Source organism: Janthinobacterium sp. LPB2021202312-11-4 (assembly GCF_037049705.1).
Classification (GTDB): Bacteria; Pseudomonadota; Gammaproteobacteria; order Pseudomonadales; family Pseudomonadaceae; genus Aquipseudomonas.
Genome location: NZ_JBAGKV010000003.1, coordinates 83,422 through 108,655 on the forward strand (window position 1 = coordinate 83,422; position 25,234 = coordinate 108,655).

Below are 25,234 nucleotides of genomic sequence, written 5' to 3' on the forward strand. Positions count from 1 at the left end.
TTAAACCTCCGGCAAGGTTGACCCGCCATCAACCACCAGCGTCTGCCCGGTCATGTAGCTCGCCAGATCCGACGCCAGAAACAGCATCGCCCCGGCAATATCGGCCGGCGTGCCCAGCCGCCCCAAAGGCACTCGGCTGGCGATGTTCTCGTTCAACTGATCATCCCCCAGGTTGCCCATGGCCGGCGTTGCGATCATGCCGGGCTCGACGCCGTTGACCCGCACATTGAGCGGCGCCAGTTCCAGGGCGGCGTTGCGGATGAAACCGTTGACCCCGGCCTTCGACGCTGCATAGTGACTCAGCCCCGGGTAGGCCACGCGCGGCCCGGTGACCGAGGACGTCACCAGCACGCAGCCCCGGCCCTGACGGCGGAACATCGGCAGTGCCGCCTGGGTCAGCCAGAACAACGCGGAGAGGTTGACGGCCAGGGTGCGGTCGAGAAGGGCCGGGGTGATCTCGGCGAAGGGTGTCAGCGGAAAATACCCGGCGTTATGCACCAGAATGTCCAGCCGACCTATCCGTTGCTCAAGGTCCAGGACCAGTTGGAACACGGCGCCAGACTCCGCCAGATCGACGCACACCGCTTCAACCCGACAAGCGCGCCCGCACAACTCGACGGCCAGCGCTTGAGCCTGAGGCCATTGCAGGTCGGCAATCACCACGTGAGCCCCGCGCAAGGCGAAAGCTTCGACGATGGCGCGGCCAATGCCTTGAGCGCCGCCGGTCACCAGTACGGTGCGACCGCTGAAATCGAGGTTTTCAGACATGGGCCGGCTCCATATGGGTAAAGGCCAGGGTCGGCACATCGACGATGCTCGAACCACCGTCCGCCACCAGCGTCGCACCGGTAATGATCGACGCCTCACTGGACGCCAGAAAGCGACAGACCCTGGCGATTTCCTCGGCGCTGGCCGGGCGGCGCAACGGCACATCGGCGCACACCCGGTCATAGGCTTGCTGCAGTGTCTCGCAGTAAAAATCCATCAGCGGCTGCATCTCCTGATCGGCCATCGGCGTGCGCACCCAGCCCGGACACACGGCATTCACCCGCACCCCGCGTGGGCCGTAATCCCTGGCCAGTGAACGGTTGAGGCCGAGCAGGGCATGTTTGGCCGTGGTGTAGCCGCAGACTTCGGGCCCCGCTGCCAGCGAAGCAATCGAGCCGATCAGCACGATGTTGCCGGCGTTTTCCAGCAGCAGCGGCAAACACGCCCGGGCACTGTAGAAAGCGCTGTCGAGGTTACTGCGCAACGCCGCCTCCCAGGTTGACGGACTGGTTTGGGTGGCGCTACCCAGGCCATGGCCACCGGCACAGGCCAACAGCACGTCAAGCCGACCGTAGCGCTGACGGATCTGCGCCACAAACCCTTCCCACGTGTCTGGACACGCCGCGTCGCCGACCAACACCAGGCTGCCGGTTTGTCGGGCAACCTGCTCCAGCGGTTCGCGACGGCGGCCGATCAACACCAGGTTCGCGCCTTCGGCGGCATACAACCGGGCGCAGGCAGCACCGATGCCCGTGCCGGCACCGGTGATCACCACGGTACGTGACTCAAGCATCGGGATACTCCGTGCGGTTGAGCACCTGGCAGTAAGAGCTGATCGGAAAGTTCGACAGCTCATCGAAGGACGCCCCGGCATACCCGAAAATCTTGCCGTCGCTGCGGTGTTGTTGCAGGTCGATCAGCACCAGGCCAAGGGTTGGAATGATCTTTTCGCGCCAGACGAACAAGTACAACTGATCGGCGATCTTGTAGTAGTGGCAGCGATCGGTGTCGCACAGGCCTTGCTCGACGCCTTTGAGGCACTGCCAGGCATAGAACTGATCGTTGAGGTAGATGTGCTCGTACACCTCGCTCGGGCTGTAGCGATACAGGTTGCGCAGGCCGGTCAATTCCGTGGTCGGGGCATGCGGGCATTGGCCTTCCTGCCACGGACGATCAAGGCTGCCCTGGAGGAAATCCACCTCGACCGAGGTCAACGGCTTGCCGGCCAGGGCCCGACTGTAGAGGCCTTCAGCGGTTTGTTGTTGGGTGGGCATGCGGCCGAGGACGGCGGTGAACGACCCGCTGATGGTGTCGAGCACCAGGCTCACCGACCAGGCTTGTGCGCCTTCGCGCTTGATGAAGTCCACCAGGTACAGGTCTGGACGCACCGACGTCGCGCGGTAGTTGGCGGTGCCGCTGGAGTGGCCATCGGCAGCGGTCCAGGACAGGGTCTGGTGATCGAACCGATGCTCAATCTGCCAGCCATTGGCGAAGTACAGGGTGAAGGTCTTGCCGTTCAAGTCGGCGAGGTTGGGCAGGATGAACGCTTCTGGGGAGAAGCCGTCGGCCAGCGCGCCTACGGTGATCCAGTCGGAAGATGAGGTCATTGCAATGCTCCGGTTGTGTGAAATGACACGCAGGAGCATGGGGTTTGCAGCAGCGCTCGCCTATCAACCGGATGGTTGAGGCGAGCTACAGAAACAGCCTCGCGACCAACTCGGTGCGGCTGCTCACGCCGGTCTTGCGGAACAGGTTGATCAGGTGGGTCTTGATGGTGGGCAGGCCGACGTCCAGTTCCTGGGCCAGTTGCTTATTGCTGGCGCCCTGGCGCAACAGCAAAGCGATCTGCCGCTCCTTGGGCGTCAGGCCGGCCAGCAGGTCTTCGTCGGGTTGCATGTTCGCGACGGCCAGTTGCAATAAGGATTGCAAGGCGTTGAGCCGGGCCAGTTGGTCACTGGTGAAGGCGCCTTGTTCGGCGGTGCGTAACAGCGAGATCGCGGCCAGCGGCTGGCCGGCGCGATGGGCGAGGATCTCGACGACATCGACCACGCCATAGCGCCGCAGGAAATCCTGATAGCGATGAGTGTCTCGCCGAGGTTGCCGGGCCATGGCAAAACCCAGTGGCACCACGGCCAACCCGCTGGACAGGCAATTGCGTGGTTGCAGAGGGTCGAACTGTCGATAGTTGTCCAGGTAGTCGCGGTGCATCTCGGCGCTCATGCCGTGCAAGCGGAAATCACAGGCTTGCAGGTGCCGGTCGACGCAGTAAAACGCCGCCTGACTGACAGGGACAAGCTGAGTGAAAGCCTGCAGGCAATGACCGGCGACTTCCTGGGTGGGGATGGCGTGCATGATCGGTCACCTTCGCCAAAGGGCTGCCGGTGAGTCCGGCAGCCGGGTCGGTCAAGCGACAGCGAAATAGTGTTTGACGAAGCTTTCGCTGACGATTTCCCAGAGCACCGGAGTGCCCTTGGTCACAAACCAGCTGTCACCCGCCTTGTAGCGCGTGCTTTGGCCGGTGGATTCGTCGGTCAGGACCACTTCGCCAGTGACCACGGTGGCTTGTTCGGCGAACGGGTAGACCATCCGGAATTTGCCCTGGGTGGTGCCGAAGTAGGCGCTGCTGACCGGGTCGGTCGGCGCACCGAAGGTCATTTTGCCGAAGGCTTTGACTTCGCCTTCGAGGATTTCCGAGCCGAGATCGGCAACGGTGCCCCAGGCGTCCAGTTCCGACAGTTGGATATCTTTCTTGAGGGTAACGAGGGTCATGGCAGTTGCTCCTGATGATTAAAAAATGAGGAAAGCAGGTCGGGCGTTAACGGCGCCCGTTCCAGTAACCGGAGAGCTGGTGCCAGGACTTGCCGGCAGTCAGCAGCAAGGGCCGGATCGCGTCTTTACCGATGATGGTCGGGCGATGGATCGAACTGACCAGGTCATAGCGTGCGGAACCTTCGCTCATGCCTTCGGCCAGCACTTTGCAAATGATGTGGCTTGGGGTCACGCCAAAACCCGAGTAGCCCTGAACGTAGAAGGCGTTGCTGCGACCGGGGAGGGTGCCGATCTGCGGGAACAGGTTCGGGCTGCACGCCATCGGGCCGCCCCAGGCCAGGTCGATTTTCACGTCTTTGAGGTAGGGGAAAATCTTCAGCATCAGGTTGCGGTTCCAGGCTTTGAGGTCCTGGGGGATGTGCTCGACCAACGGTGTGGCGGCACCGAACAACAGACGGTTTTCGTTGGTCACGCGGTAGTAGTCGATCACCGGGCGAATATCGCTGTAGGCGCCGCGAATCGGGCTGATGCGCTGGATCAATTCCTCCGAAAGAGGCTCGGTCATCATTTGGAACGCATAGGTATTGATGGTCGAGCGATGCAGTTCGGGTTCCAGCTTGTTGAGGAAGCTGTCGCAGGCCCATAACAATTTGCTGGCCTTGACCGAGCCGCGCCCGGTGCGCACGGTGATGCGCTCGCCGTAACTGACTTCCAGCGCCGGGCTGTTCTCGAAAATCTGCACCCCATGGCCCACCAGCGCCTTGGCTTCACCCAGCAGCAGGTTCAAGGAGTGAACATGCCCGCCACCCATGTGCAGCAAGGCACTGCTGTAGGCGTCGGAACCGATGATCTGCTTGACGTCCGAGCCGCCGAGAAAACGGATCTCGTGCTTGGTGTTGATCGATTTGAAGTCTTTTTCCCAGGCCCGCAGGGTCTTTTCCTGGCGGGCGTTGAAGCCCATGTAGCCGTAGCCGTGGCAGAAGTCGGCATCGATGTCGTACTTGGCGATGCGGTCCTTGATGATGTCGGCGCCCAAGTCGCTGATCTCGAAGATCTGGCGCAGGCCGTCTTCACCGACGTCCTTCTTGATCTTTTCCAGGTCGTGACCGATGCCGGCCATGATCTGCCCGCCATTGCGCCCGGTGCCGCCGAACCCCAGGTAACGCGCCTCCAGCACGACGATGTTGGTGATGCCTTTTTCGGCGAGTTCAAGGGCCGTATTGATGCCGGAGAAACCGCCGCCAATGATTACAACGTCCGCTTCCACATCCTGTTCCAGAGTGGGGAAGCTGAGGTTGTATTTCTTGGTGGCCGTGTAATAGGTGGGCGTTTCGATATTGATCATGGCGCAGCCTGACAAAGTGGAGGAAAACTCAAGCGCCCGGGACGTCGATAAGCGGTGTACCGGTTGAGGTTCATTAAGAGCCTTGGCGCCGACGATGTCTTGATTCTCTGTGCCGGGGTTTTTGATTCAGCGCGCCAGAGCCTTCGCCGTCCTCACAAGTTATAGCGTGTGGCGGGTGGGACAGTGGTAGAGTTTCGTTAAATTATTAACTAAATCAATCGTGATTCCGACGCCCATGCTCAAACCTCGACAATCCCTGACATTGACCCTGTTGCAGGCCCGTGAAGCGGCCATGAGTTTTTTTCGGCCTTCGCTCAACCAGCACGGTTTGACTGAACAGCAATGGCGGGTCATCCGCATCCTCAGTCAACACGATGAGCTGGAAATCTACCAATTGGCGGAGCTGGCCTGCATTCTCAAACCGAGCATGACCGGCGTGCTGGTGCGCATGGAGGCAGCGGGGCTGGTGCATCGGCGCAAGGCCGAGCAGGATCAGCGGCGGGTGCTGGTGACCCTGGCCGAAAAGGGCAAGGCCAGCTTCGAGTCCATGAGCCAGTGCATGGAAGAGAACTACCAGCGATTGCAGGCGCAGCTAGGCGTGGAGAAATTGCAGACGTTGCTCGGGTTGCTCGATGAGTTGAAGACCATCAAGTGCCTGTAGGCGCCGAATCCATCTCGGCGCCTGCAAGACTGTTCAGTACACGCCGCCGGAGCGGGTGGGGGGTGGCGTGCCCTTGAAGATCGCGGCGAGGGTTTGCAGGCCGCGCATTAACACGGTGGTGTCGACCCCTACCGCAACGAACGCGGCGCCCAATTCGATGTAACGCCGGGCTAGTTTTTCGTCGGCGCTGAGAATGCCGGCGGCTTTGCCGGCCTGCTGAATACGCACGATGGCGTCCTCGATGGCGGCTTGCACCTGCGGGTGTCCGGGGTTGCCCCGATGGCCCATGGACGCGCTCAAATCCGCCGGGCCGATAAACACCCCATCGACACCCTCGACCGCCGCAATGGCCTCCAGGTTGGCCAGGCCTTCGCGGTTTTCGATCTGCACCAGCAGGCACATTTGCGCATCGGCCTGATCCAGGTAACCGGGAATGCTGTTCCAGCGCGACGCCCGCGCCAGAGCGCTGCCAACACCGCGCAGGCCTTGTGGCGGGTAGTGAATCGCACGTACCAGTTGCCGCGCCTGCTCAGCACTTTCGACCATCGGCACCAGCAACGTCTGAACGCCGATATCCAGCATTTGTTTGATCAGTGCGGTATCGCCGATAACCGGGCGAATGATCGCTTCGCTGGCGTAGGGCGCGATGGCTTGCAATTGGCTGAGCATGCCGCGCACGTCATTGGGCGCGTGCTCGCCGTCGATCAGCAACCAGTCGAATCCGGCATTGGCCGCCAGTTCGGCACAGTAGGCGTCGGCCAGGCCGAGCCAGAGGCCGATCTGCGTTTCGCCGCTGTTCAGGCGTTGCTTGAAACGGTTGATGGGCATGTCCATGAAGCGGTCCTCCGGGGTCAGACAAAACGGCAGGAAATGGAGCCCAGCATGTCGTAGTCGACATGGAAGGTATCGCCAGGGTTGGCCGCCACGGGACGGGTAAACGAGCCGCCGAGGATGATTTGCCCTGGTAGCAAGGTGACGTCGTAGGGCGCCAGTTTGTTCGCCAGCCAGGCAACGCCTTTGGCCGGGTGGTTGAGCACGGCGGCCGAAACCCCCGACTCTTCGATCACTCCGTTGCGGTACAGCACGGCGGGCACCTTGCGCAGATCGATCTCGGTCGGGCGCACGGCCCGCCCGCCCATGACCACGCCCGCGTTGGCGGCGTTATCGGAAATGGTGTCGAACACTTTGCGGGTCGCGTGGGTCTGCGGGTCGATTTGCTGAATGCGTGCGTCGATGATTTCCAGCGCCGGGATCACCCATTCGGTGGCGTCGAGCACGTCGAAAATCGTGCAGTTCGGACCCTTGAGCGGCTTGCCGAGAATGAACGCGAGCTCCACTTCCACCCTTGGCACGATGAAACGCTCGAACGGAATGTCGGTGCCTTCGTCAAAGAACATGTCATCGAGCAGGGCGCCGTAATCCGGCTCGGTGATGTTCGACGACACCTGCATGGCCCGGGACGTCAGACCGATCTTGTGCCCGACCAGCTTGCGCCCGTCCTTGATTTTCTGTGCGACCCAGGCGCGCTGGATGGCATACGCGTCGTCGAGGGTGATCGCCGGGTGGTCGAGGGAAAATTGCCGGACCTGCTCCCTGGAACGTTCGGCCCGGTCCAGTTGTGCGGCGGCTTGCAGGATTTGCAGTTGATCGAGCATGACGAAGATCTCTTACTGTGGATTGACGATGGCCGCTTGGGTGCGCAGGACCAGGAAACCGCCCAGGGCGATAAACAGCGCCAGGACATACAGGGCCAGGCTGGCGCTCTGTGTGGTGTCGCGCATCCAGCCGATCAGGTAGGGCGCGAGGAATGAAGCGATGCTGCCGAACGAGCTGATCATGGCGATGCCGGCGGCCTGGGTGCAGTTGGAGAGAAAGGCCGGTGGCAATTGCCAGAACATCGGCAACGCGGCACTGGCGCCCATGCCGGCCACGGTCAGACCGCCCATCACCAACAATGGATTGCCCGGTGCCAGGCCCGCGACGGCGATCCCGGCGGCCGCCATCAGCAGGGGCACACACAGGTGCCAGCGGCGCTCACGGTGGCGGTCCGACGAGCGTCCGCAACCGATCATGAAGAAGCAGCCGGCCAGATACGGCACCGCACTGAGCAACCCGACCTGACTGTCGCGGCCGATGCCGGCGCCGTGAATCAGGGTCGGCATCCAGAACGCCAGGGTGTTGACCGCCAGCATGACCGCGAAGTAAATCGCCACCAGCAGCCAGACCTGCGGATCACGCATGATGCCGCCGAAAGAAGTGATGGATTTTCGCTGTTCTTCACTGCTCAGTTGCGTGCGCAATTGTTGTTTCTGAAGCGGGTTGAGCCACTTCACCGTTTCGAAGCTGTCCGGCAGGCACTTGAGCACGACCAGGCCCAGCAGGATCACGGGTGCCCCTTCGATCAGGAACATCCACTGCCAGCCGCGCAGCCCGCCGAAATCATGGAAGTTCTCCAGAATGGCGCCGGACAACGGGCCGCCGATAACACCGGCCATGGGCACGGCAATCGCGAACAGCGCCGTGACTTGCGCCCGGCGCCGGGCCGGGTACCAGCGATTGAGAAACACCAGTATCCCGGGGAAGAAACCGGCTTCGGCCACCCCGAGCAGAAAGCGCAGGACATAGAAGCCGCTAGAGCTTTCGATCCACAACATGCTGGTGGACAGCAGGCCCCAGACCACCATCAGGCTGGCGATCCAGCGCCGTGGCCCGACCCGGTCAAGGGCCATGTTGCTCGGTACGCCGAACAGCGCGTAGGCGATGAAAAACAACCCGGCACCGAGGCCGTAGACGGTGTCGCTGAAGTGCAGGTCGGTACTCATTTGCATCTTGGCGAAGCCGATGTTGATCCGGTCCAGGTGAGCGAACAGGTAACAAATCAGCAGCAAGGGCATCAGTCGCCAGGTCACGAGGCTGTGGGTGCGATCGTGTTCGATCAAGGTGGTGCTGTCGGCGGTATTGGCTGTGCTCATGATGTTGTACTTTTTGTTTGAGTGGCCGTTGGCGGAAGGAGGGCGTGAATCAGCCCGCCTGGTTCTTTAAGAAGGCATGCACGTTGTTCTGCTTGAAATTCAGTTCGGGGTGCAACTCGATCATCTCGAACGACAGCGCCAGCAAACGCTGGGACTGCAGCTCGGCGAAGTGCTCGGTGATAACACTGAACAGGGCTTCGGCGACGGTCTTGCGTGTGGCCAGGTCTCGGCCGTGACCGACTTTGAGGGTCATGTGGACGAAGGCGTAATCGTGCTTGCCATCGGCCATGCGCCAGGTGTCCAGGCGCACCCCGCGACTGCGAATGCCGCCCAGGGGAAACACGCCGCTGTCTCCCAGGACGGTGTGAACCTTTTCGAACAGCGCGGGCAGGTTCGCCTGCCGTTCGATGTTGTCGGTGTACTCGGCGATGAAATGCGGCATGTGCGTCTCCCGGGCCGCGAGCAATCCGTGGGTTGCTCGCGAGCGCGTGTCAGAGGGGGAAAATGGCGTTGATCTGGCCCGTGCCGGAACTGCCGAACGGCTGAGTGATGATCTCGGCAGGTTTGTTGTATTCAGGTCCGCCGAGCAGGCCCAGGAGCATCGCGGTGTCGTGCATCTTGCCTTCGCCGAAGCAGTGCTCGGCGTAGTCCGGGAGCATCGCGCAGAACTCCTTGAAGCGACCTTGCTTCCACATGTCGACCACGTGCAGGTCCATCTGCTTGTCGAATTCGCGGGTCCAATTGTGGATGTTGGCTTCGGCTTCACGGTCATCCGAGAACCGGTGTGACAGCGAACCCGAGGCCAGGACCAGGACTTTGCGATCACTCTTCTCGATGGCCCGGCGCACCGCTGCGCCAAAGGCAAAGCTGTCTTCCAGGCGGTGCCAGGCGCACCACGCGGCGATGGACACCACGTTGAACTTCTGGTCATCGGGAACGCCCATGTGCATGTAGCGCATCGGCACCAGCGTGCCGTATTCGAGCTCCAGGCTCGGGATGTTGTGCGCCATGGTGCGCACGCCGGCGAGGTTGGCTTCAGCCGCGATCAACTCGCCGAGTTCCGGGCAGCCTGGGTAGTCGTATTCCATGTTTTTGATGAAGTGCGGCAGTTCGTTACTGGTGTAGATGCCCTTGAACTGCTCGCCGCAGTTGACGTGATAACCGCTGTTGACCAGCCAGTGCACGTCGAACACCACGGCGGTGTCGGCCCCCAGTTCGCGGGCGCGACGGCCGATTTCCTTGTGCCCGGCAATCGCCGCTTCGCGACAACCGTGATGCTTGCCGGGCAGTTCCGACAGGTACATCGAGGGTACGTGGCAGATCTTCGCGGCCAGGACGACTTCGCCCATGATGATTCTCCTGAAATTGTTGTTATTCGATTCAATCTGGCGGCCGGTGAAGGCTGCGTGAGCCGATGCGCGACCCTGCGCAACCTTCGACGCGGGCTATCGGCGGTTCACAGACCCCAACGCGGGATGTGATGGCTGCCCATGGAAATGCAGATGTTCTTGATTTCGGCGAACACCTCGAAGCTGTACTGGCCGCCTTCGCGCCCGGTACCGGAACCTTTCACCCCGCCGAACGGCTGGCGCAAGTCCCGCACGTTCTGGCTGTTGATAAACACCATGCCGGCTTCGATGCCATAGGCCAGGCGATGGGCCTTGCCGATGTCCTGGGTCCAGATGTAGGACGCCAGGCCATACTCGGTATCGTTGGCCAGTTGCAGGGCCTCGGCTTCGTCCTTGAACGGAATCAGGCACACTACGGGGCCGAAAATTTCTTCTTGGGCGATGCGCATTTTGTTATTCACATCGGCGAACACCGTCGGCTGGATGAACTGCCCGCGACTCAAATGGGCCGGCAGGTTGGCCGGACGTTCCAGGCCACCGGCCAGCAGCGTGGCGCCTTCTTCGATACCGATCTTGATGTAGCCGGTGACCTTGTCATAGTGGGCCTGGGTGATCATCGAGCCGACCTGGGTTTTCGGGTCCTGCGGGTCGCCGACGATCAGGCGTTTGGCGCGAGCGGCAAACTCGGCGACAAACTGCGGGTAGACGCTTTCCTGAATGAAGATCCGGCTACCGGCGGTGCAGCGTTCGCCGTTGAGCGAGAAGATAGTGAACAGCGCCGCGTCGAGGGCTCGCTCCAGATCAGCGTCTTCAAAAATCAGCACCGGCGACTTGCCGCCCAGTTCCATCGAGTACTTTTTCAGGCCGGCGGTCTGCATGATTTTCTTGCCGGTGGCGGTGCCGCCGGTGAAGGAAATCGCTCGCACGTCCGGGTGACGAACCAGCGCGTCGCCGGCCGTGGCGCCGTAGCCCTGGATGACGTTGAGCACACCTTTTGGAATACCGGCTTCAACGGCCAGGCGTCCCAGTTCGTTGGCCGTCAGCGGCGACAGCTCGGACATTTTCAGTACGGCGGTGTTGCCCAGCGCCAGGCACGGCGCGGTCTTCCAGGTCGCCGTCATGAACGGCACGTTCCAGGGGGACACCAGCGCGCAAACCCCCACCGGTTGGTACAGGGTGTAGTTGAGCATCTGGTCGTCGACCGGATAACTGTGACCGTCCATACGGGTGCAGACTTCGGCGAAGAAATCGAAGTTGTGCGAGGCCCGTGGAATCAACACGTTTTTGGTCTGGTGGATCGGCAGGCCGGTGTCCAGGGTTTCCAGCTCCGCCAGGCGCGGCACATTCTGTTCGATCAGCTCGCCGAGCTTGCGCATCAGCTTCGCGCGCTCCTTGGCCGGGGTCGCCGCCCATTTCGGAAAGGCTTCCTTGGCGGCGGCCACGGCCTGGGCGACTTCCTCGACGCCGCCGCTGGCGACTTCACCAATGGCTTCACCGGTGGCCGGGTTGTAATTGACGAAGGTGTCTTTGCTTTCGACCTCGCGGCCGTTGATCCAGTGTTTGATCATGTTGCTCAAGCCTCTTTACGGGCGGAAAAAAACTCCGCTTCGCTGACAATTCGATTAACCAGGCGACCCACGCCTTCCACTTCCACGATCACTTCATCGCCCGGCACCACATCGGCCAGGCCTTCCGGGGTGCCCGTGGCGATCATGTCGCCGGGTTGCAGGGTCATGAAGCTGGACAGGTATTCGATCAGGTAAGGGATGTCGAAAATCATGTCCTTGGTGCTGCCTTCCTGGCGCAGCTCACCGTTGATCCAGGTGCGTAGTGTCAGGTTGCTCGGGTCCGGCACGTCGGCGACATCGACGATCCACGGACCGACGGGGGTCGTGGCGTCGCGGTTCTTCACCCGCAGGTTGGGCCGGTAGTAGTTTTCCAGGTAATCGCGGATCGCGTAGTCGTTGCACACCGTGTAGCCGGCCAGGTATTCCAGGGCGTTCTCGCGCTTGACGTTGCGCGCCGGCTTGCCGATGACGGCCACCAATTCACATTCATAGTGCATGTAGGCGACGTTATCCGGACGCCAGGTGGTCTGGTTGTGGCCAGTGTAGGTGCCGGGGGACTTGATGAAGGCCAGCGGTTCGGTCGGTGGCGTGAAGGCCAGTTCGGCGGCATGGTCGGCGTAGTTCAGGCCCAGGGCGAACATGCTGCCGGTGGCCGGTGGCAACCACTCGACCTGGTTTTCGTTCAGCAAGCGACCGTCGGCCAGCCGTACGGCGTTTTGGGCTTCGACCTGGACCTGGTGCTCAGCGCCTTCAAAGCGAATACGGGCGTGTTTCATGACAGCTCCTCTGCCTTGATGTGGTTGATCAGGCGGCCCAGGCCGCTGATTTCGACTTCAACGGTATCGCCCGGTTGCACATCGACACGACCTTCGGGGGTGCCGGTGATCAGCACATCGCCTTCGTGCAGGGTCATGAATTCGCTGATTTCGGCGATCAGTTGGGGAATGCTGCGGACAAAGTTGGCGGTAGAGTTTTGCTGGCGCAGTTCACCGTTGACGAACAGTTTCAGGCTGAGCTGATGCGGGTTGGCGACCTGATCGCGGGCCACCAGTTCCGGGCCCAGCGAGCAGAAGCCGTCCCGGCACTTGGCCTTCACCGCCGGGCGGTAATAACTGTCTTCCGGCAGGCTGAACTCATTGACGATGGTGTAGCCGGCCACATGCTCCAGCGCATTTTCGACGCTGACCCGGCTGGCGCTTTTGCCGATCACCACGCCCAATGCCGGGCCCGGTTGCAGGCGCTCACCGTGGGGCTGAACCACCACGCCGTCATGACCATTGCGGGTGTTGGGCGTCTTGATGAACAGCACGGGTTTGAGCGGTGGTTTCTGGTAAGGCGCTTGCTCGAATTCGGCGATACGTTGGTTCAGCAACCCCTGATAGTTCAGCGCAACGCCGAACAGGGTGCCGTTCGCAACATCATGCAGGGCACGGCTCATGCTTTTCTCCTGGCAGTGGCGGGGCAGTGAATGACTGCTCCGTGGAATATTCGTTAACCTGTTAACGTTATAATTAATATGTTAACTATCGTCAAGCGTGGCAAAATCTTCCGGCAGTGGTGAGTCGTCGAAAACCGGTGCAGGATGAAAATCCTTGCACGGCCAACACCCCAATAAGAAAGAGAATCCAGCGATGATCGATCGTCAGCCGATCCCCAACATCAACATCGGTCAGGTCTACGACCAGCGCTACAGCGATGCCGAAGTGCACTACGACAAACTCGGCAACCTGGCGGGGTTCTTCGGCCGCAACATGCCTGTGCATCGGCACGACCGGTTCTTCCAGGTGCACTACGTGAAGAGCGGCGCGGTGCGGGTCTATCTGGATGACCAGCAGTACCTCGAGTCCGGGCCGATGTTTTTCCTTACGCCACCGACGGTGGCCCACTCGTTCGTCACCGAAGCGGATGCCGACGGGCATGTGCTGACGGTGCGCCAGCAACTGGTCTGGCAATTGATCGATGCCGATCCGAGCCTGGCACCGGGCCCGCAGTTGCCGGCGGCGTGTGTTGCGCTGGCGCGACTTGCGCCGCAATTCCACCCAGAGGTCCGCCGGCTGGAGTTTCTGTTCGAAGAGCTGTGCAGCGAGATCAACGCTCAGAGCCCCGGACGAAGCTCGGCGCTGGGCAGCCTGACGCGCTTGATCATGATCAGCCTGCTCAGGCTGTGCGCCAATTCCCTGGAAGCCCGCCCGGCCCGCCATGAAGACTTGCGAATTTTCCATCGTTTCAACGAGTTGATCGAAGACCACTACCTGCAACACTGGCCGCTGTCGCACTACGCCGACGGTATTGGCGTCACCGAGGCGCGTCTCAACGACGTTTGTCGGCGGATTGCCGATCTGCCGTCCAAACGCCTGATCCTTGAAAGGGTCATGCAAGAGGCGAAGCGGCTGTTGCTGTTCACCGGCAGTTCGGCCAATGAAATCTGCTATCAGCTGGGTTTCAAGGATCCGGCCTATTTCAGTCGGTTCTTCCAGCGTTACGCGCAGATGACGCCAGGGGAGTATCGCCAGCGACAATCGGGTTTGCGTTGAGCCTGGCATGTTCACTTCTCGAGGGGCGCCGACGGTCTGTAGAGCAGCATGGCCGCAGCCGGCACCCTGAAAAAATGGCTTTTACAGGGAACCGATTGCACTTTTCACCGGTGTGGATCACCACAAGGCGAGGCTGTAGCCAATGATGATCCGGCTCTCGTCGATGTCGCTGGTCAGGCCGTTGCTCGATCGCAGGGTGGCGTTGCGCAGTCGCACATTGACGTTCTTCAGCGGGCCGCTTTGCACGGTGTAGGCCAGGTCGGTGTCGCGTTCCCATTCCCGACCGTTGCGCACCGTGGCCGTCTGCGCATATGTACCGTCGACGTAGCGGGTCATGAAGGTCAGCCCGGGCAGGCCGAGGGCCGCGAAGTTGTAGTCGTAGCGCGCCTGCCAGGCGTCGGTTTCGGCCTTGGTGAAGACGTTGATGGTCACCAGGTTGACCGAATACGGATCTTGGCCGGGAAAGGCAAAGTCGCCATCACCGGAAAGGTTCTGATAGCCCAGGCCGAATTTATGGGCACCCACCGACAGGCTCACCATGCCGTTGAAAAAACGGTTGTCGAGCCTGCCGCCATCGACCCGGGAGGCACTGCGCAATTTGTCGCTGCCTTGCTCGCGAGTATCGAAATAGCGCAGGTCGCTGCGCAGGTTCACGCCTTCTGCCAGGGGCAGGTCGTGCACCAGGCCGATGAATTGCTGGCGGTAGATATCCTGCATCTGGGCGTAGTAATAGGACGCCGCCAGATGTGGATTGATTGCGTAGGTACCGCCGGCCAGATCGAGGTGGCTGCTCGGGACGCCGGCGTAACTCATGTCGTCATTACTGGAAGAGTCGCGCAGGTTCTGTTTTTCCAGACGACCCACATTCAGGGTCAGGCCATCGATTTCCTGGGAGGTGACCAACTCACCGTTGTAGGTCGAAGGCAGCAGCCGGGTGTCGTTATAGGCGGCCACCGGTAACTGCGGTTGCAGGGTGCCGAGCTTGAGCACGGTCTTCGATGCGCGCAGTTTGGCCGTCAGGCCCAGTTCACTGTAGCTGTCCTCCGGTTGCTGACTGGCGCCAAACGGCAGCAACCCGGTGCCCCGGCGATCACGGCTGGAATCGAGTTTTACCCCGAGTTCGCCCAAGGCATCGACACCGAAACCGACCCTGCCTTCGGTGTACCCCGACTCCAGGCGTAATACAAAACCCTGCGCCCACTCCTCGGCCTTGTTCTGAGGGGCGTTGCTTTGGCGAAAGTCCCGGTTCATGTAGAAGTTGCGCATATCCAGGCTGGCTTTACTGTCCTGGATAAAATCGGCGTGGGCGCCCAAGGGGGTAAACGCGGCGCACAGGCCAGCGCTTGCCGCCGTGCGAAAGAGGCACGAATGCATGAGGGAGGTTCCTTTTGTTGTTTTTGTAGGTATCGCCCAATGGTAGGTCAGGGGTGGAATATTGTTAACATGTTATCTTTAGCTTGTGTAGCGGGTTTTGCTTATAAATATTGGGTTTGTTTGGGTAGGTGGTTTTGTATTTGATTAATTTGTTTACAGATTAACGATTTGTCGTGCGGTGTCGTGTTGCATGCATACGGTGCCGACTCTAAGCTTCGACGCTTCGACCTCTTTTGTGCGTGAACCATGCCGACCCCCAGACCGTCCCTTACGCTCACCTTGCTGCAGGCCCGCGAAGCGGCCATGGCATTTTTCCGGCCGTTGCTCAACGAACATGATCTGACTGAGCAGCAATGGCGGGTGATTCGTATCCTGCGCCAGCAAGGCGAACTGGAAAGCCATCAGTTAGCTCACCTGGCGTGCATCCTCAAGCCAAGCATGACCGGCGTCCTGACTCGGCTGGAGCGTGACGGTATCGTTCGGCGCAGAAAGTCTGCCGAAGATCAGCGTCGGGTCTTCGTCGCCCTGACCGAGCAGGGACAGCAGCGTTTTGTCGACATGAGTGCGGGGATGGAAAGCAACTACCTGAAGATTCAGGAGCAGTTCGGCGAGGAGTCGCTTGCGCAGTTGCTGGAGCTGCTGAACAAGCTGAAAAACATCAAGCCCTGAGGGCGGCGCGGAGCCTACTGCCCCAGCCGTCCCAGCGTATGCAGCATCGGCTCCAGCGACACCGTGATCAAGCCGTCCAGCGGTCGATTCAGCTCTTCCACCAACAGGATGGTCGCCGCCGTCGACAGCGCGCACATCATCAGCACCACCACAATCGTGCCGTTGCGCGGGGCGAACAAACCGAACGAGCCGAAGATGATCGACAGCCAGGTGATGAGAATCACCAGCATGACCGGCGGGATCGACTGGTTGGCCTGCAACAGCGTCAACCAGCGCGCGGCGAACACCGCGTCCATCATCTGCAACGCCGAGGCCTTGAGGGTGCGTTGGTTGTCGGTGGCAGGGGAGAGGTCGGCGACTTGCTGTTGCAGCGCTTCCGAGCGATTGATCGCTTCGGGGCTGTCGAGCAGGGCCAACCGGGCGCGATCCCGCGAGGCCAGGACTTGCAGTATTTCGGCGTAATTGTGTTTGAGTTGCGTGCGGATCGGTTGAGTCTGCGGGCCGTAGCGCGCCAGCACGCGGTCGAATTCGACCACTTTGGCCGCCGCGCCTTCCAGTTCGGCCCGGGTGGTGTCGAACGTGCCTTTGGCTGAAGAAACCAGCAAGCCCAGCACCAGCGCCGACATGGTCGCGATCAGGCCGGTGGCGAGTTTCAGGACCGCGACAGACTCGTCACTCAGGTGATGGGACGGCAATCGCTGTCGCACGTATGAGCCGGCCATTGCGCTGCCGAACAGGCAGATGAATACGATCAGGGCGATCAGCAGGTGATTCATTGAACCTCCGTGACGCTGCTCGGGGCAGCGTGTTGAAGGTAGCAGACCGCCACGCAGTTACCAGGCAGCCCAACCTTTCGAGGCTGGGCTTTACACCTTGGGGCATCCGGTTTCAGCGATTTACTGATCTTTCTCGCAATTGACCATCCACGCCACGCCAAAGCGGTCCACCAGCATCCCGAAGCGGGCTGCCCAGAAGGTGGCCTCCAGCGGCATTTGCACCGTGCCGCCATCGGCCAAGGCGGTGAACACCCGTTCGGCTTCGGCGATGCTGTCGACATTCAACGAAATCGAGCAGCCGCTCATGTCATCGGTGGGACGGTCGGGGGTGGTGTCCGAGCCCATGATCGCCTGGTCGCCCACCGACAGGCGGGTATGGATGATCAGGTTGTGATAATCCGCCGGGACGTGCTCCTTGGCCGGGGTTTCGCCGAACGTCATCATGGCGTCGATGTGGCCGGGCAGGGCCTGGGCGTAATAGGTGAAGGCGGCTTTGCAGTCACCGTTGAAGATCAGGTAGGGATTGATTTTCATGCTGTGCTCCCGGTAACCAAGTAAGGTTTCGACCTCAAGTAGCAAAGCGTTAGATGCAGCGTTTTGCCGGGATTGTTCAGACGTTTTTTCTATAGGCGCGGCGCGGCTTATTGCCGGTTTAATCGACGATCACCCGTTCGCTCTCATCGTTGCCCAGGCAGACAGTCAATTGCTGACCGTCCTTGTTGAAGGCGCAGCGGGGCATCGTCTGCTGCTTGTAAATGGCCAGGGGCACGCCAATGTAGAAGGCGGCCAGCATCAGGGCGACGATGATTTGCACCGGCATCTGGTCCCGGTCGGGTACGCGTTTTTTGAGTTTTGCGCGAGCGTAGAGACCGCTGGCCAGCAAAATCACGCCGATGATCATAAAGCTGCCAATTTCATGCTGGCTGATGCTGTAGATCACGTCCTCGGCGTTGTCCGGGTAGTTGAATTGCCACCAGATGCCGATGCCCAGCGGTACAAGACCGATGCCGATCCAGCCGAAAATTGCGCCAGGCAGGCGTAACAAAACAGCGACGATCAGGCCCAGCGTGGCGACGGTCCAGCCCATCAAATAGAGCTGCACGGCCATGCCGCCGCCCATAAACGTGCCGCCGACATCGATAGGCTCCATTAACAACCAGTCGTAGAAGGCGTGGTGCAGAATCAGAGCGAGTACAACGAGCCAGCTCACAGCGTAATAGAGCCATGACTGAAGGGTATTGAGGCGCGATAACACACGAAATCCTTTTGGTGTTTTGAGGGCGCGCCAGTATGCCGTGTGCTTAAGTGCGTTGCATCATCGAGATCAGGCCACCGCGCGCGGGGCCGAGGGGCGAAGCAAGCGTTCGACGGCGCCGCTCACCAGGTTTTCCAGCAGCTCATCACGCTCCGCGTCACTCAGAGGATGCTGCGCCAGCCAACCAGGCGCGGCATTGAGCAATTGGGCAATCCCGTGCCCGGCGGCCCGTTGGCCCTGCTCACTGAACCGGGATTTTGCCCCCAACATCTGCAACAGCGTGCGTTCATATTGCTCGCGCAAATGCCGAACCCGCGCCTGCTGATCGTCATTCAGGCAGCCGCTGTCGCGTTCCGCCAGACGAAAATGCCAGGGCATTTCCCGATGCAGGTTCAAGTGCGCCTGAATCAGACTGGGCAACAGGTTGCGTTTGCTCTTTTTCTCGATGCGCCCGAGGGTGGCCAGCAACTCCTCGTAGAGCTCTTCGATCAAGTCCGACAGCAAGTGCTGTTTGCTCGGGTAATGGTGATACAACGAGCCCGGGGCGAGCCCCAGGCACGTGGCGAGCTCACGCATGCCGACCTGACCGAAACCCTTGCTGGCAAACAGCTCCAGCACTTTGTCCCGGTACTCGGCAAAGCGTTCACAACGCTCAGGCATAGGCATGGAAGCCACGCCCCGTTTTGCGTCCGAGGTAGCCGGCGGCGACCATTTCCTTGAGCAGCGGCGCCGGGCGGTATTTGCTGTCGTTGAAGCCCTCGTAGAACGCTTCGAGAATCGCCAGCACCGTGTCCAGGCCGATCAAGTCCGCCAACGCCAACGGGCCAATCGGCTGGTTGCAACCCAGGCGCATGCCGGCGTCGATGTCTTCAGCACTGGCCAGGCCTTCCTGAAATACCAGGATCGCTTCGTTGATCATCGGCACCAGAATCCGGTTTACCACGAACCCCGGACGGTTGCCGGCGGTGATCGCGGTTTTGCCCAGCGTTGTCGCCATGTCCAGCGCCAGGGCGTGGGTCGCGTCGCTGGTTTGCAGGCCGCGAATCACTTCGATCAACCCCATCACCGGCACCGGGTTGAAGAAATGCAGGCCGATGAAACGCTCGGGCTGGCTGACGCTGGCAGCGAGTTGAGTGATCGACAGCGATGACGTATTGGAGGCAATCACGCACTCGGCGCCGACCTGCGCGGCAATCTGTTGCAGCACCCGCAGTTTCAGGTCGAGGTTTTCAGTGGCGGCTTCGATCACCAGTTGCACGCTTTGCAGGCTGGCGTAGTCGGTGCTGGTTTGGATCTTGTCGAGGGCGGCAAATTTCTGTTCCTGGCTCAATGTCGATTTGGCGACTTGTCGATCCAGGTTTTTGCTGACGGTTGCCACAGCCTTTTGCAGCGCGCTCTCGCTGATGTCGATCAACGTCACGTTGAAGCCGGCCACTGCGCAGACTTGCGCAATCCCGTTGCCCATGGTGCCCGCGCCAATCACGCCGATGTGTTGCAGATTCATGCTTGAAGTCCTTGGGATCAAACCTTCGATACCTTGGCCGCCGCAACGGCCGAAGGCGTACTATGGCCGCGAGTCTAAAACCGGCGGGGCGGTTGTCCTATGCCGCAACTGTTCAACGGCACTGGTGTTTTTTGCCAGTCGGGCGATGGGGAGAAGAACGTTCACATGCGGGAAAAGGATTCAGTGGCGGCCTACTTCATGCAGGCGATGATCCATCGGCTGGCGGACAATCCCCAGCGCCAGCGGTCAGTGCTGGAGGAGGCATCTATCGACCCGGCGCTGCTCGACCAGCCGACGGCTCGTGTACCGGCCAGTGCGTTTGCCACGCTGTGGCTGATCCAGATTCGCGAGCTCAACGACGAATTCTTTGGCCTCGACAGCCACGGCATGCCGCCCGGCAGTTTCGCCCTGATCTGCCGGGCGCTGATTCAGGAACCCGACCTGCACAAAGCCATGCGCCAATGCCTGGCCAACTTCGCACTGTTCCTCCACGACTTTCGCGGCAGCCTGACCGTGCGCGGCAAACGCGCGGTCATCAGCCTGCAAACCCGCTCGACCGACAGCGACCTCGGCCGCCTGGGCGAAGAAACCTTCCTGGTTCTGATGATCAGCCTGCTGTGCTGGCTCGGCGGGCGGCGCATTCCCATCGACCGCGCGGATTTTCGCCATCAGCGCGTCTCCCTCTGCGACGACCGTTTGCTCTGGGGCCCCAACCTGACGTTCGGCGCCGAACGCACCGAAATCGAATTCGCCAGCCACTACCTGCGCCTGCCGGTCGTTCAAGACCTGGCGTCGTTGAAAGTATTTTTACGCACCGCCCCGCAATGGCTGGTCATCCGCTTCCGCAACCAGCACGGCCTCGCCTCCCAGGTTCACCAACGCCTGCGCAACAGCCACTACAGCCAATGGCCAACCCTGCAAGCCTTCGCCCTGGAACAACACCTGAGCCCCAGCACTTTCCGCCGCAAACTGGAACGCGAAGGCTGTTCGTATCAGGAGATCAAGGACGAGGTTCGGCGCGGCGTGGCGTTTGAGCAGTTGCGTCAGAGCAAGGCGAGCATTGGCGAGATCGCCGAGCAGTTGGGGTTTCAGGAAGCGAGCGCGTTTCATCGGGCGTTCAAGAAGTGGACGGGGGAGAGTCCGGGGCGGTATCGGGCGCGGTTTCAAGAAACAGCCCCTCCAAGGAAATAGCAGGGGGGCGTTTTGCAAGCGATTTACTCAAACCTCTGAATCATTCAGCCCACGGGAACTGCTGCAAAATATAACGAGGTTTGCTGGAGCCAATTCGTTTGGCGCTCAATACGACGTCGTAGTTTTTATAGAGGTGGAGGTTTACCGCATTTGGGTCAAGGATTTCTCTCGCAATCCTTCCATAAATCACTAACCCATCGGTGGTTTTAAATTCAAACGATCTTTTATCCGGGAGCACACCAACAAACTCACCCGTGAATGTCTCCATCGTTTCCTGGATGTTATCCAGATTCAGTCGAGCCTTGCTTCGGCGAACCTGTTCGCTATCAGTGAATTGAAATTGCTTGTAGCGAGTGGTCAGCGAGCAGGAAGCATCGTAACTGGATAGCTTTCCCAAAAAGTCCGAAACACTGGAAATTGCTCTATCGGCAAGGCGCGAAACAGGTTCTGAGAGTTCCTCGTCACTTTTAGTCGTAGCCTCCAGCAACTCCGCCATCAGATCGATTGCCAATGACACTGATGTAGTGCCCTCAATCTCAAGTTGTGTTTGCGCGGGCACTTCTTCCAGCTCGAACCCAAATGACCCCAGCGCAGTTCCCGTAATAAGTAATTGATTACTCGATCGGTTTGGAATGGGACCTTTGTCGGCAAGCGAGCCGGAGATCGACGCGGCGATGGTGGCAATGGCTTCGCTGAAAGCCTGGGTCGCGGCAGCGCCAAATTCGGCCAGAACGCCATGCGTTCCCGAAACAGGTGTGCCACGGTAGGTAAGGATGACCTTTGCCGGCTGATAGGTGTCCTGACTATTTGCTTCCAGAAACGATTTTGCTTCATCTATCCGAGAGCGAATGGACATCGCAGAAAGCTTGCTGATTCCTGGCTTGGTCAGCTGCTTCTCCAGGAATAAAAGCTCTGCTGATTTGTGCAGATACTCGTTCCTACTCATGAGTGAGCTCCTGTTTTCGAGCCTTCAGCATGGCGAGTGCTGCTTGATCTTGCCGAGGGGCAAGGTCAACCCGAAGGAATCCCTTCCACTGCTTTGTTCTTCGATGGGACCACATGCTGTACCAGTACGATGTCATTTCTACCAAGCGCTCTGGCGCATCACTGAGGGATTGAACATAAAAATCAACTTTGAACTGATTTTTTATGAAGGACTGATCCTCCCGTGTTGCGCCCAACAGTCTTAGTTGATCAGGCCGCAGGCCATCATAGAACTCATCTCCTTCAGAAGTGAAGGTAACAACATCGATGTCTCTTGGAGATCGTTGATCAGAGAGCTCTACGTTCTCCGTGAAACTGCCGTCCAGCCACTGGAAACCTTCGGCCATGCCCATTCTATGGAGCTCGGAACGGTGTGAAAGGTAGCCTTGCAAAACATCACACCGGGCCAGGCTGATCGCGAATCGATCCACGAAAGCCAAGAGATCAACCTCGTAGGGCGATCTGTCCATCCCTACTGGGTTTTGTTCATTTATTGGAGGAATAAGTCCCTCTGGATTCCACTCAGGGATCAAGCCCGGGCTCCTTGCGTAGTGGTCTGAAAGTCGGTCGATCCTCGTCTTGGTGCGTGCACGCGTCAAGCGAACAAACGTTACAGTTCTTTCGCATCTCCCCTTATCGGTGGCTGAAGTACCATGGCCCCAGTCCTGACAGCCTCCAGTTCTTTAGCGAGTTCTTCATCCTGTGCCAACCCTAGTTCGTTTCACCGCTCTGCTCGACCAGGCAAGACGCGCCCTGCTTCTGGTCTGGGGCACCTCCCGAGGATTATTCCTCGGCCTGGTCCTGGCCACCCTGATCGCCGGTGTTCTCCCGGCCCTGGCTGCCTGGCTCGGCCAGCGCATCGTCGATGCCGTCGTTACCGCCATGCAATTGCACGCGCAACAGGGCAATGCGCCGTTGTGGCCGGTGGTGCGTTATGTGTTGTTTGAGGCAGGGGTGTTGGCGTTGTTGTCCGGGACGCAACGGGCGCTGTCGGTGCAGCAGTCGCTGTTGCGGGTGCAGTTGGGGCAGAAGGTCAACACGATGATCCTGGAGAAGGCCCAGACGTTGTCGCTGGTGCAGTTCGAGAACTCGGAGTTCTACGACAAGTTGGTGCGGGTGCGGCGCGAAGCTTCGACCCGGCCGTTGGCCTTGGTGATGAAGTCGCTGGGGTTGATCCAGAACTTGATCGTATTGATCAGTTTCGGCGTGCTGCTGGTGCATTTTTCACCGTGGGCGCTGGTGTTGCTGGTGGTCGGGGCGTTGCCGGTGTTTTTTGCCGAGGCGCATTTTTCCGGGGATACGTTTCGGCTGTTCACGCGTCGGGCGCCGGAGAGTCGGCAGCAGAGTTACATCGAGACGCTGCTGTCCCACGAGGGCTACATCAAGGAGGTCAAGCTGTTCGGCTTTGCGCCGTTGCTGTTGAAGCGTTATCGCGAGACGTTTGCCCGGCTCTACGCCGAGGACCGGCGCCTGACCCTGCGCCGCGATGGCTGGGGGTTTGCCCTCGGTTTGCTCGGCACCGGGGCGTTTTATCTGGCGTATGCCTGGGTGGTGGTCGACACCGTGCACGGCCAGATCAGCCTCGGGCAGATGACCATGTACCTGGTGCTGTTCAAGCAGGGGCAAACCGCCGTCAGCAGCAGCCTCAGTGCGATCAGCGGTTTGTACGAGGATGGTCTGTATCTGTCGGCCCTTTACGAATACCTGGCCGAACCGGTGGTGAGCGATACCGGCAGCCTGACCGTCGGCGCACTGCCCGGCGACGGCTTGCGTTTCGAGAATGTTGGGTTCCGTTATCCGGGAGCCAGCCGAGCCGCGCTGGAGGGTATCGACCTGCATCTGGTGCCGGGGCGCAGCGTGGCGTTGGTGGGGGAGAACGGTTCGGGCAAGACCACGTTGATCAAATTGCTGACTCGCCTGTATCGCCCCGATCATGGCCGCATTCTGCTGGACGGCAGCGACCTGCAAACCTGGGAAGAAGATGCCCTGCGCCGACGTATCGGAGTGATTTTCCAGGACTACATTCGCTATCAGTTTTCCGTGGGCGAGAACATCGGCGTCGGCGATACCTTGGCCTTCGATGATGAAAAACGCTGGAAAGCAGCCGCCGCCGAAGGCATGGCCGCGCCGTTTATCGAAGGTCTGGATCGCGGCTATGCCACGCAACTGGGGCGCTGGTTTGCCGGGGGCCAGGAACTGTCCGGCGGGCAATGGCAGAAGATCGCGTTGTCCCGCGCCTATATGCGCCGCGACGCCGACATACTGATTCTCGACGAACCGACCTCAGCCCTGGACCCGGCGGCGGAAGCGGCGGTGTTCGAGCATTTCAGTGAGCACACCGAGGGTCGCATGACCTTGCTGATCTCCCACCGATTCTCCAGTGTGCGCAACGCCGACCACATCATCGTGCTGGACCAAGGGACGATTATGGAGCGCGGCGATCATGACAGCCTGGTGGCGGCGGGCGGGCGTTATGCGCAGTTGTTCGATTTGCAGGCCCGGGGTTACCGCTAGACGTTAGGTTTCCGGTGAACTGCGATTCATCGCAGCAACCTGCGCCGGTTTGCTTTTCATCAGGTTTTCGATGGCCTGACGATACTGGCCGCCGCCCAGGCTCATGCTGTTGTTGTGTGTGCCACCGGGCACCAGCAGCAGGCGCTTGGGTTCGTTGGCGGCGTTGAACAACTGCTGGCTGAAGCGCGACGGCATGAACGCATCAGCCAGACCGTGAACCACCAGCAGCGGCATGTCGATGTCGGTGATCTTGTCGATGGAGTCGAATTTCTGTGACAGCAACCAGCGCACCGGCAGGGATTTCACCGGCAGGTTGCTGTCCGCCACTTGCGCGACGGCATCCCCCAGCGTGGTGAAGGTGGACTCGATCACCAACCCGCGCACCGGCACCGCGACGTGGTCCTTTTTCGCCTGAGTGGCCAGGTCGGCTGCCAGGTCGATGGCCACCGCGCCACCCAGTGAGTGTCCGTAGATCAGGCGTTTGTTCGGGTCTGGCTGCATCGTTTTGAAGCGATCCCAGGCCACGCGGGCGTCTTCATAAACGCTGGCTTCCGACGGCAGATCGCCCTTGCTCTGGCCAAACCCCCGGTAGTCGATGGCCAGCACCGAATAGCCCATGGCCCGTAACTGCTCGATGCGGAACGCCTGGCCCGTCAGGTTCCAGCGCACGCCGTGCAGGTACAGGATCGACGGCGCATCCCGGCGGGCGGCGGGCCACCACCAGGCATGCAGGTTTTGATCGCCCTTGAAGCTGGCCGGTTTGATGTCGAACTCCTGAACGTCCTGCGGCAAACCGTGATACCACCCGGCGGTGCCCGGCTCGATCCGAAACAACAACTCGCGCTCTTTGTACTTGAGCACCCCGCAACCCACCGGCAGACCGACAATCAGCAGCGCCATACACAGCAACGGTAACCAGCGCCGGCCCAAGCGGCTCATCAGGGTAGAAAACATGCAGCGGTCCAGTCGATCAGGGGAAAGCACGGGTTTTAACAGATGCG

28 protein-coding genes are annotated in these 25,234 nt (G+C 60.3%); 5 read left to right on the forward strand and 23 right to left on the reverse strand.

Features of this window, described 5'->3' with window-relative positions; translation table 11 throughout:
* The 6 genes from V5E99_RS04375 to V5E99_RS04400 form a co-directional block, all read right to left on the reverse strand.
* Entirely contained in the window at positions 1-768 is a 768-nt protein-coding gene (locus V5E99_RS04375) for an SDR family oxidoreductase (protein ID WP_499801227.1), read from the reverse strand.
* On the reverse strand, positions 761-1,561 hold the full coding sequence (locus V5E99_RS04380) for an SDR family NAD(P)-dependent oxidoreductase (RefSeq protein ID WP_499801228.1): 801 nt from the start codon (positions 1,559-1,561) through the stop codon (positions 761-763). Before V5E99_RS04380 ends, V5E99_RS04375 begins: the two co-directional genes overlap by 8 nt.
* Entirely contained in the window at positions 1,554-2,375 is an 822-nt protein-coding gene (locus V5E99_RS04385; protein ID WP_499801229.1) for a molybdenum cofactor biosynthesis F family protein, read from the reverse strand. Before V5E99_RS04385 ends, V5E99_RS04380 begins: the two co-directional genes overlap by 8 nt.
* An 85-nt stretch (positions 2,376-2,460) precedes the next feature.
* The gene (locus V5E99_RS04390; protein ID WP_499801230.1) at positions 2,461-3,120 is read right to left on the reverse strand and encodes a helix-turn-helix transcriptional regulator; all 660 of its coding nucleotides are present in this window, start codon (positions 3,118-3,120) and stop codon (positions 2,461-2,463) included.
* 51 nt (positions 3,121-3,171) lie between these two features.
* Positions 3,172-3,537: a cupin domain-containing protein gene (locus V5E99_RS04395; protein ID WP_499801232.1), complete on the reverse strand. Its 366-nt coding sequence runs from the start codon at positions 3,535-3,537 to the stop codon at positions 3,172-3,174.
* Positions 3,538-3,583: 46 nt separating this feature from the next.
* Complete coding sequence (locus V5E99_RS04400; protein ID WP_499801233.1) at positions 3,584-4,882, reverse strand: NAD(P)/FAD-dependent oxidoreductase; 1,299 nt, start codon at positions 4,880-4,882, stop codon at positions 3,584-3,586.
* A 235-nt stretch (positions 4,883-5,117) separates the two neighbouring features.
* Here V5E99_RS04400 and hpaR (V5E99_RS04405) point away from each other — a divergent pair, with 235 nt between their 5' ends.
* Positions 5,118-5,543, forward strand: coding sequence for a homoprotocatechuate degradation operon regulator HpaR (gene hpaR, locus V5E99_RS04405; protein ID WP_499801234.1), 426 nt, complete (start codon positions 5,118-5,120; stop codon positions 5,541-5,543).
* Positions 5,544-5,576: 33 nt separating this feature from the next.
* On the opposite strand, the gene hpaI is transcribed toward hpaR (V5E99_RS04405), so the two are convergent.
* The 8 genes from hpaI to V5E99_RS04445 all read right to left on the reverse strand — a co-directional run bounded on the left by hpaI (position 5,577) and on the right by V5E99_RS04445 (position 12,870).
* Positions 5,577-6,377 (reverse strand): 4-hydroxy-2-oxoheptanedioate aldolase, encoded by an 801-nt coding sequence (hpaI, locus tag V5E99_RS04410; RefSeq protein WP_499801236.1) that lies wholly within the window; start codon positions 6,375-6,377, stop codon positions 5,577-5,579.
* Between the two features lie 17 nt (positions 6,378-6,394).
* Positions 6,395-7,198, reverse strand: coding sequence for a 2-oxo-hept-4-ene-1,7-dioate hydratase (hpaH, locus tag V5E99_RS04415; protein WP_499801238.1), 804 nt, complete (start codon positions 7,196-7,198; stop codon positions 6,395-6,397).
* Positions 7,199-7,210: 12 nt separating this feature from the next.
* Positions 7,211-8,515: an MFS transporter gene (locus V5E99_RS04420; protein ID WP_499801239.1), complete on the reverse strand. Its 1,305-nt coding sequence runs from the start codon at positions 8,513-8,515 to the stop codon at positions 7,211-7,213.
* A gap of 49 nt (positions 8,516-8,564) precedes the next feature.
* Positions 8,565-8,957, reverse strand: a complete 393-nt coding sequence (locus V5E99_RS04425; protein ID WP_499801241.1) for a tautomerase family protein — start codon at positions 8,955-8,957, stop codon at positions 8,565-8,567.
* A gap of 49 nt (positions 8,958-9,006) precedes the next feature.
* Positions 9,007-9,864, reverse strand: coding sequence for a 3,4-dihydroxyphenylacetate 2,3-dioxygenase (hpaD, locus tag V5E99_RS04430; protein ID WP_499801243.1), 858 nt, complete (start codon positions 9,862-9,864; stop codon positions 9,007-9,009).
* Positions 9,865-9,971: 107 nt separating this feature from the next.
* Entirely contained in the window at positions 9,972-11,432 is a 1,461-nt protein-coding gene (gene hpaE, locus V5E99_RS04435) for a 5-carboxymethyl-2-hydroxymuconate semialdehyde dehydrogenase (RefSeq protein ID WP_499801245.1), read from the reverse strand.
* Between the two features lie 5 nt (positions 11,433-11,437).
* On the reverse strand, positions 11,438-12,208 hold the full coding sequence (locus tag V5E99_RS04440; RefSeq protein ID WP_499801246.1) for a fumarylacetoacetate hydrolase family protein: 771 nt from the start codon (positions 12,206-12,208) through the stop codon (positions 11,438-11,440).
* Complete coding sequence (locus tag V5E99_RS04445) at positions 12,205-12,870, reverse strand: fumarylacetoacetate hydrolase family protein (RefSeq protein WP_499801248.1); 666 nt, start codon at positions 12,868-12,870, stop codon at positions 12,205-12,207. The genes V5E99_RS04440 and V5E99_RS04445 overlap by 4 nt, the downstream gene beginning before the upstream one ends.
* A 193-nt stretch (positions 12,871-13,063) precedes the next feature.
* Between V5E99_RS04445 and hpaA the strand changes: the two genes are divergently transcribed.
* On the forward strand, positions 13,064-13,966 hold the full coding sequence (gene hpaA / locus V5E99_RS04450; protein WP_499801249.1) for a 4-hydroxyphenylacetate catabolism regulatory protein HpaA: 903 nt from the start codon (positions 13,064-13,066) through the stop codon (positions 13,964-13,966).
* A 117-nt stretch (positions 13,967-14,083) separates the two neighbouring features.
* Here the strand turns inward: hpaA and V5E99_RS04455 are convergent, their stop codons facing one another.
* On the reverse strand, positions 14,084-15,340 hold the full coding sequence (locus tag V5E99_RS04455) for an OprD family porin (protein ID WP_499801250.1): 1,257 nt from the start codon (positions 15,338-15,340) through the stop codon (positions 14,084-14,086).
* Positions 15,341-15,586: 246 nt separating this feature from the next.
* Between V5E99_RS04455 and hpaR (V5E99_RS04460) the strand changes: the two genes are divergently transcribed.
* Positions 15,587-16,009, forward strand: coding sequence for a homoprotocatechuate degradation operon regulator HpaR (hpaR, locus tag V5E99_RS04460; protein ID WP_499801251.1), 423 nt, complete (start codon positions 15,587-15,589; stop codon positions 16,007-16,009).
* A 14-nt stretch (positions 16,010-16,023) separates the two neighbouring features.
* Here the strand turns inward: hpaR (V5E99_RS04460) and V5E99_RS04465 are convergent, their stop codons facing one another.
* From V5E99_RS04465 to V5E99_RS04485, 5 genes are all read right to left on the reverse strand, one after another.
* The gene (locus V5E99_RS04465) at positions 16,024-16,785 is read right to left on the reverse strand and encodes a bestrophin-like domain (RefSeq protein WP_499801252.1); all 762 of its coding nucleotides are present in this window, start codon (positions 16,783-16,785) and stop codon (positions 16,024-16,026) included.
* A gap of 120 nt (positions 16,786-16,905) precedes the next feature.
* Positions 16,906-17,319, reverse strand: coding sequence for a VOC family protein (locus V5E99_RS04470; RefSeq protein ID WP_499801253.1), 414 nt, complete (start codon positions 17,317-17,319; stop codon positions 16,906-16,908).
* 118 nt (positions 17,320-17,437) lie between these two features.
* Positions 17,438-17,995, reverse strand: a complete 558-nt coding sequence (locus tag V5E99_RS04475) for a hypothetical protein (RefSeq protein ID WP_499801254.1) — start codon at positions 17,993-17,995, stop codon at positions 17,438-17,440.
* A gap of 114 nt (positions 17,996-18,109) precedes the next feature.
* The gene (locus V5E99_RS04480; RefSeq protein ID WP_499801255.1) at positions 18,110-18,706 is read right to left on the reverse strand and encodes a TetR/AcrR family transcriptional regulator; all 597 of its coding nucleotides are present in this window, start codon (positions 18,704-18,706) and stop codon (positions 18,110-18,112) included.
* Positions 18,693-19,544, reverse strand: a complete 852-nt coding sequence (locus V5E99_RS04485; protein WP_499801257.1) for a 3-hydroxybutyryl-CoA dehydrogenase — start codon at positions 19,542-19,544, stop codon at positions 18,693-18,695. The genes V5E99_RS04480 and V5E99_RS04485 overlap by 14 nt, the downstream gene beginning before the upstream one ends.
* 99 nt (positions 19,545-19,643) lie before the next feature.
* On the opposite strand from V5E99_RS04485, the gene V5E99_RS04490 reads away from it, so the two are divergent.
* On the forward strand, positions 19,644-20,735 hold the full coding sequence (locus tag V5E99_RS04490) for an AraC family transcriptional regulator (protein ID WP_499801259.1): 1,092 nt from the start codon (positions 19,644-19,646) through the stop codon (positions 20,733-20,735).
* A gap of 40 nt (positions 20,736-20,775) precedes the next feature.
* On the opposite strand, the gene V5E99_RS04495 is transcribed toward V5E99_RS04490, so the two are convergent.
* Together V5E99_RS04495 and V5E99_RS04500 are read right to left on the reverse strand one after the other, a co-directional pair.
* Positions 20,776-21,681 (reverse strand): hypothetical protein, encoded by a 906-nt coding sequence (locus V5E99_RS04495; RefSeq protein WP_499801261.1) that lies wholly within the window; start codon positions 21,679-21,681, stop codon positions 20,776-20,778.
* On the reverse strand, positions 21,674-22,252 hold the full coding sequence (locus tag V5E99_RS04500; protein ID WP_499801262.1) for a DUF6932 family protein: 579 nt from the start codon (positions 22,250-22,252) through the stop codon (positions 21,674-21,676). The genes V5E99_RS04495 and V5E99_RS04500 overlap by 8 nt, the downstream gene beginning before the upstream one ends.
* Before the next feature lie 169 nt (positions 22,253-22,421).
* On the opposite strand from V5E99_RS04500, the gene V5E99_RS04505 reads away from it, so the two are divergent.
* Complete coding sequence (locus V5E99_RS04505) at positions 22,422-24,233, forward strand: ABC transporter ATP-binding protein (protein ID WP_499801264.1); 1,812 nt, start codon at positions 22,422-22,424, stop codon at positions 24,231-24,233.
* A 3-nt stretch (positions 24,234-24,236) separates the two neighbouring features.
* On the opposite strand, the gene V5E99_RS04510 is transcribed toward V5E99_RS04505, so the two are convergent.
* On the reverse strand, positions 24,237-25,187 hold the full coding sequence (locus tag V5E99_RS04510; protein ID WP_499801265.1) for an alpha/beta hydrolase: 951 nt from the start codon (positions 25,185-25,187) through the stop codon (positions 24,237-24,239).
* Between the last annotated feature and the right edge of the window lie 47 nt (positions 25,188-25,234).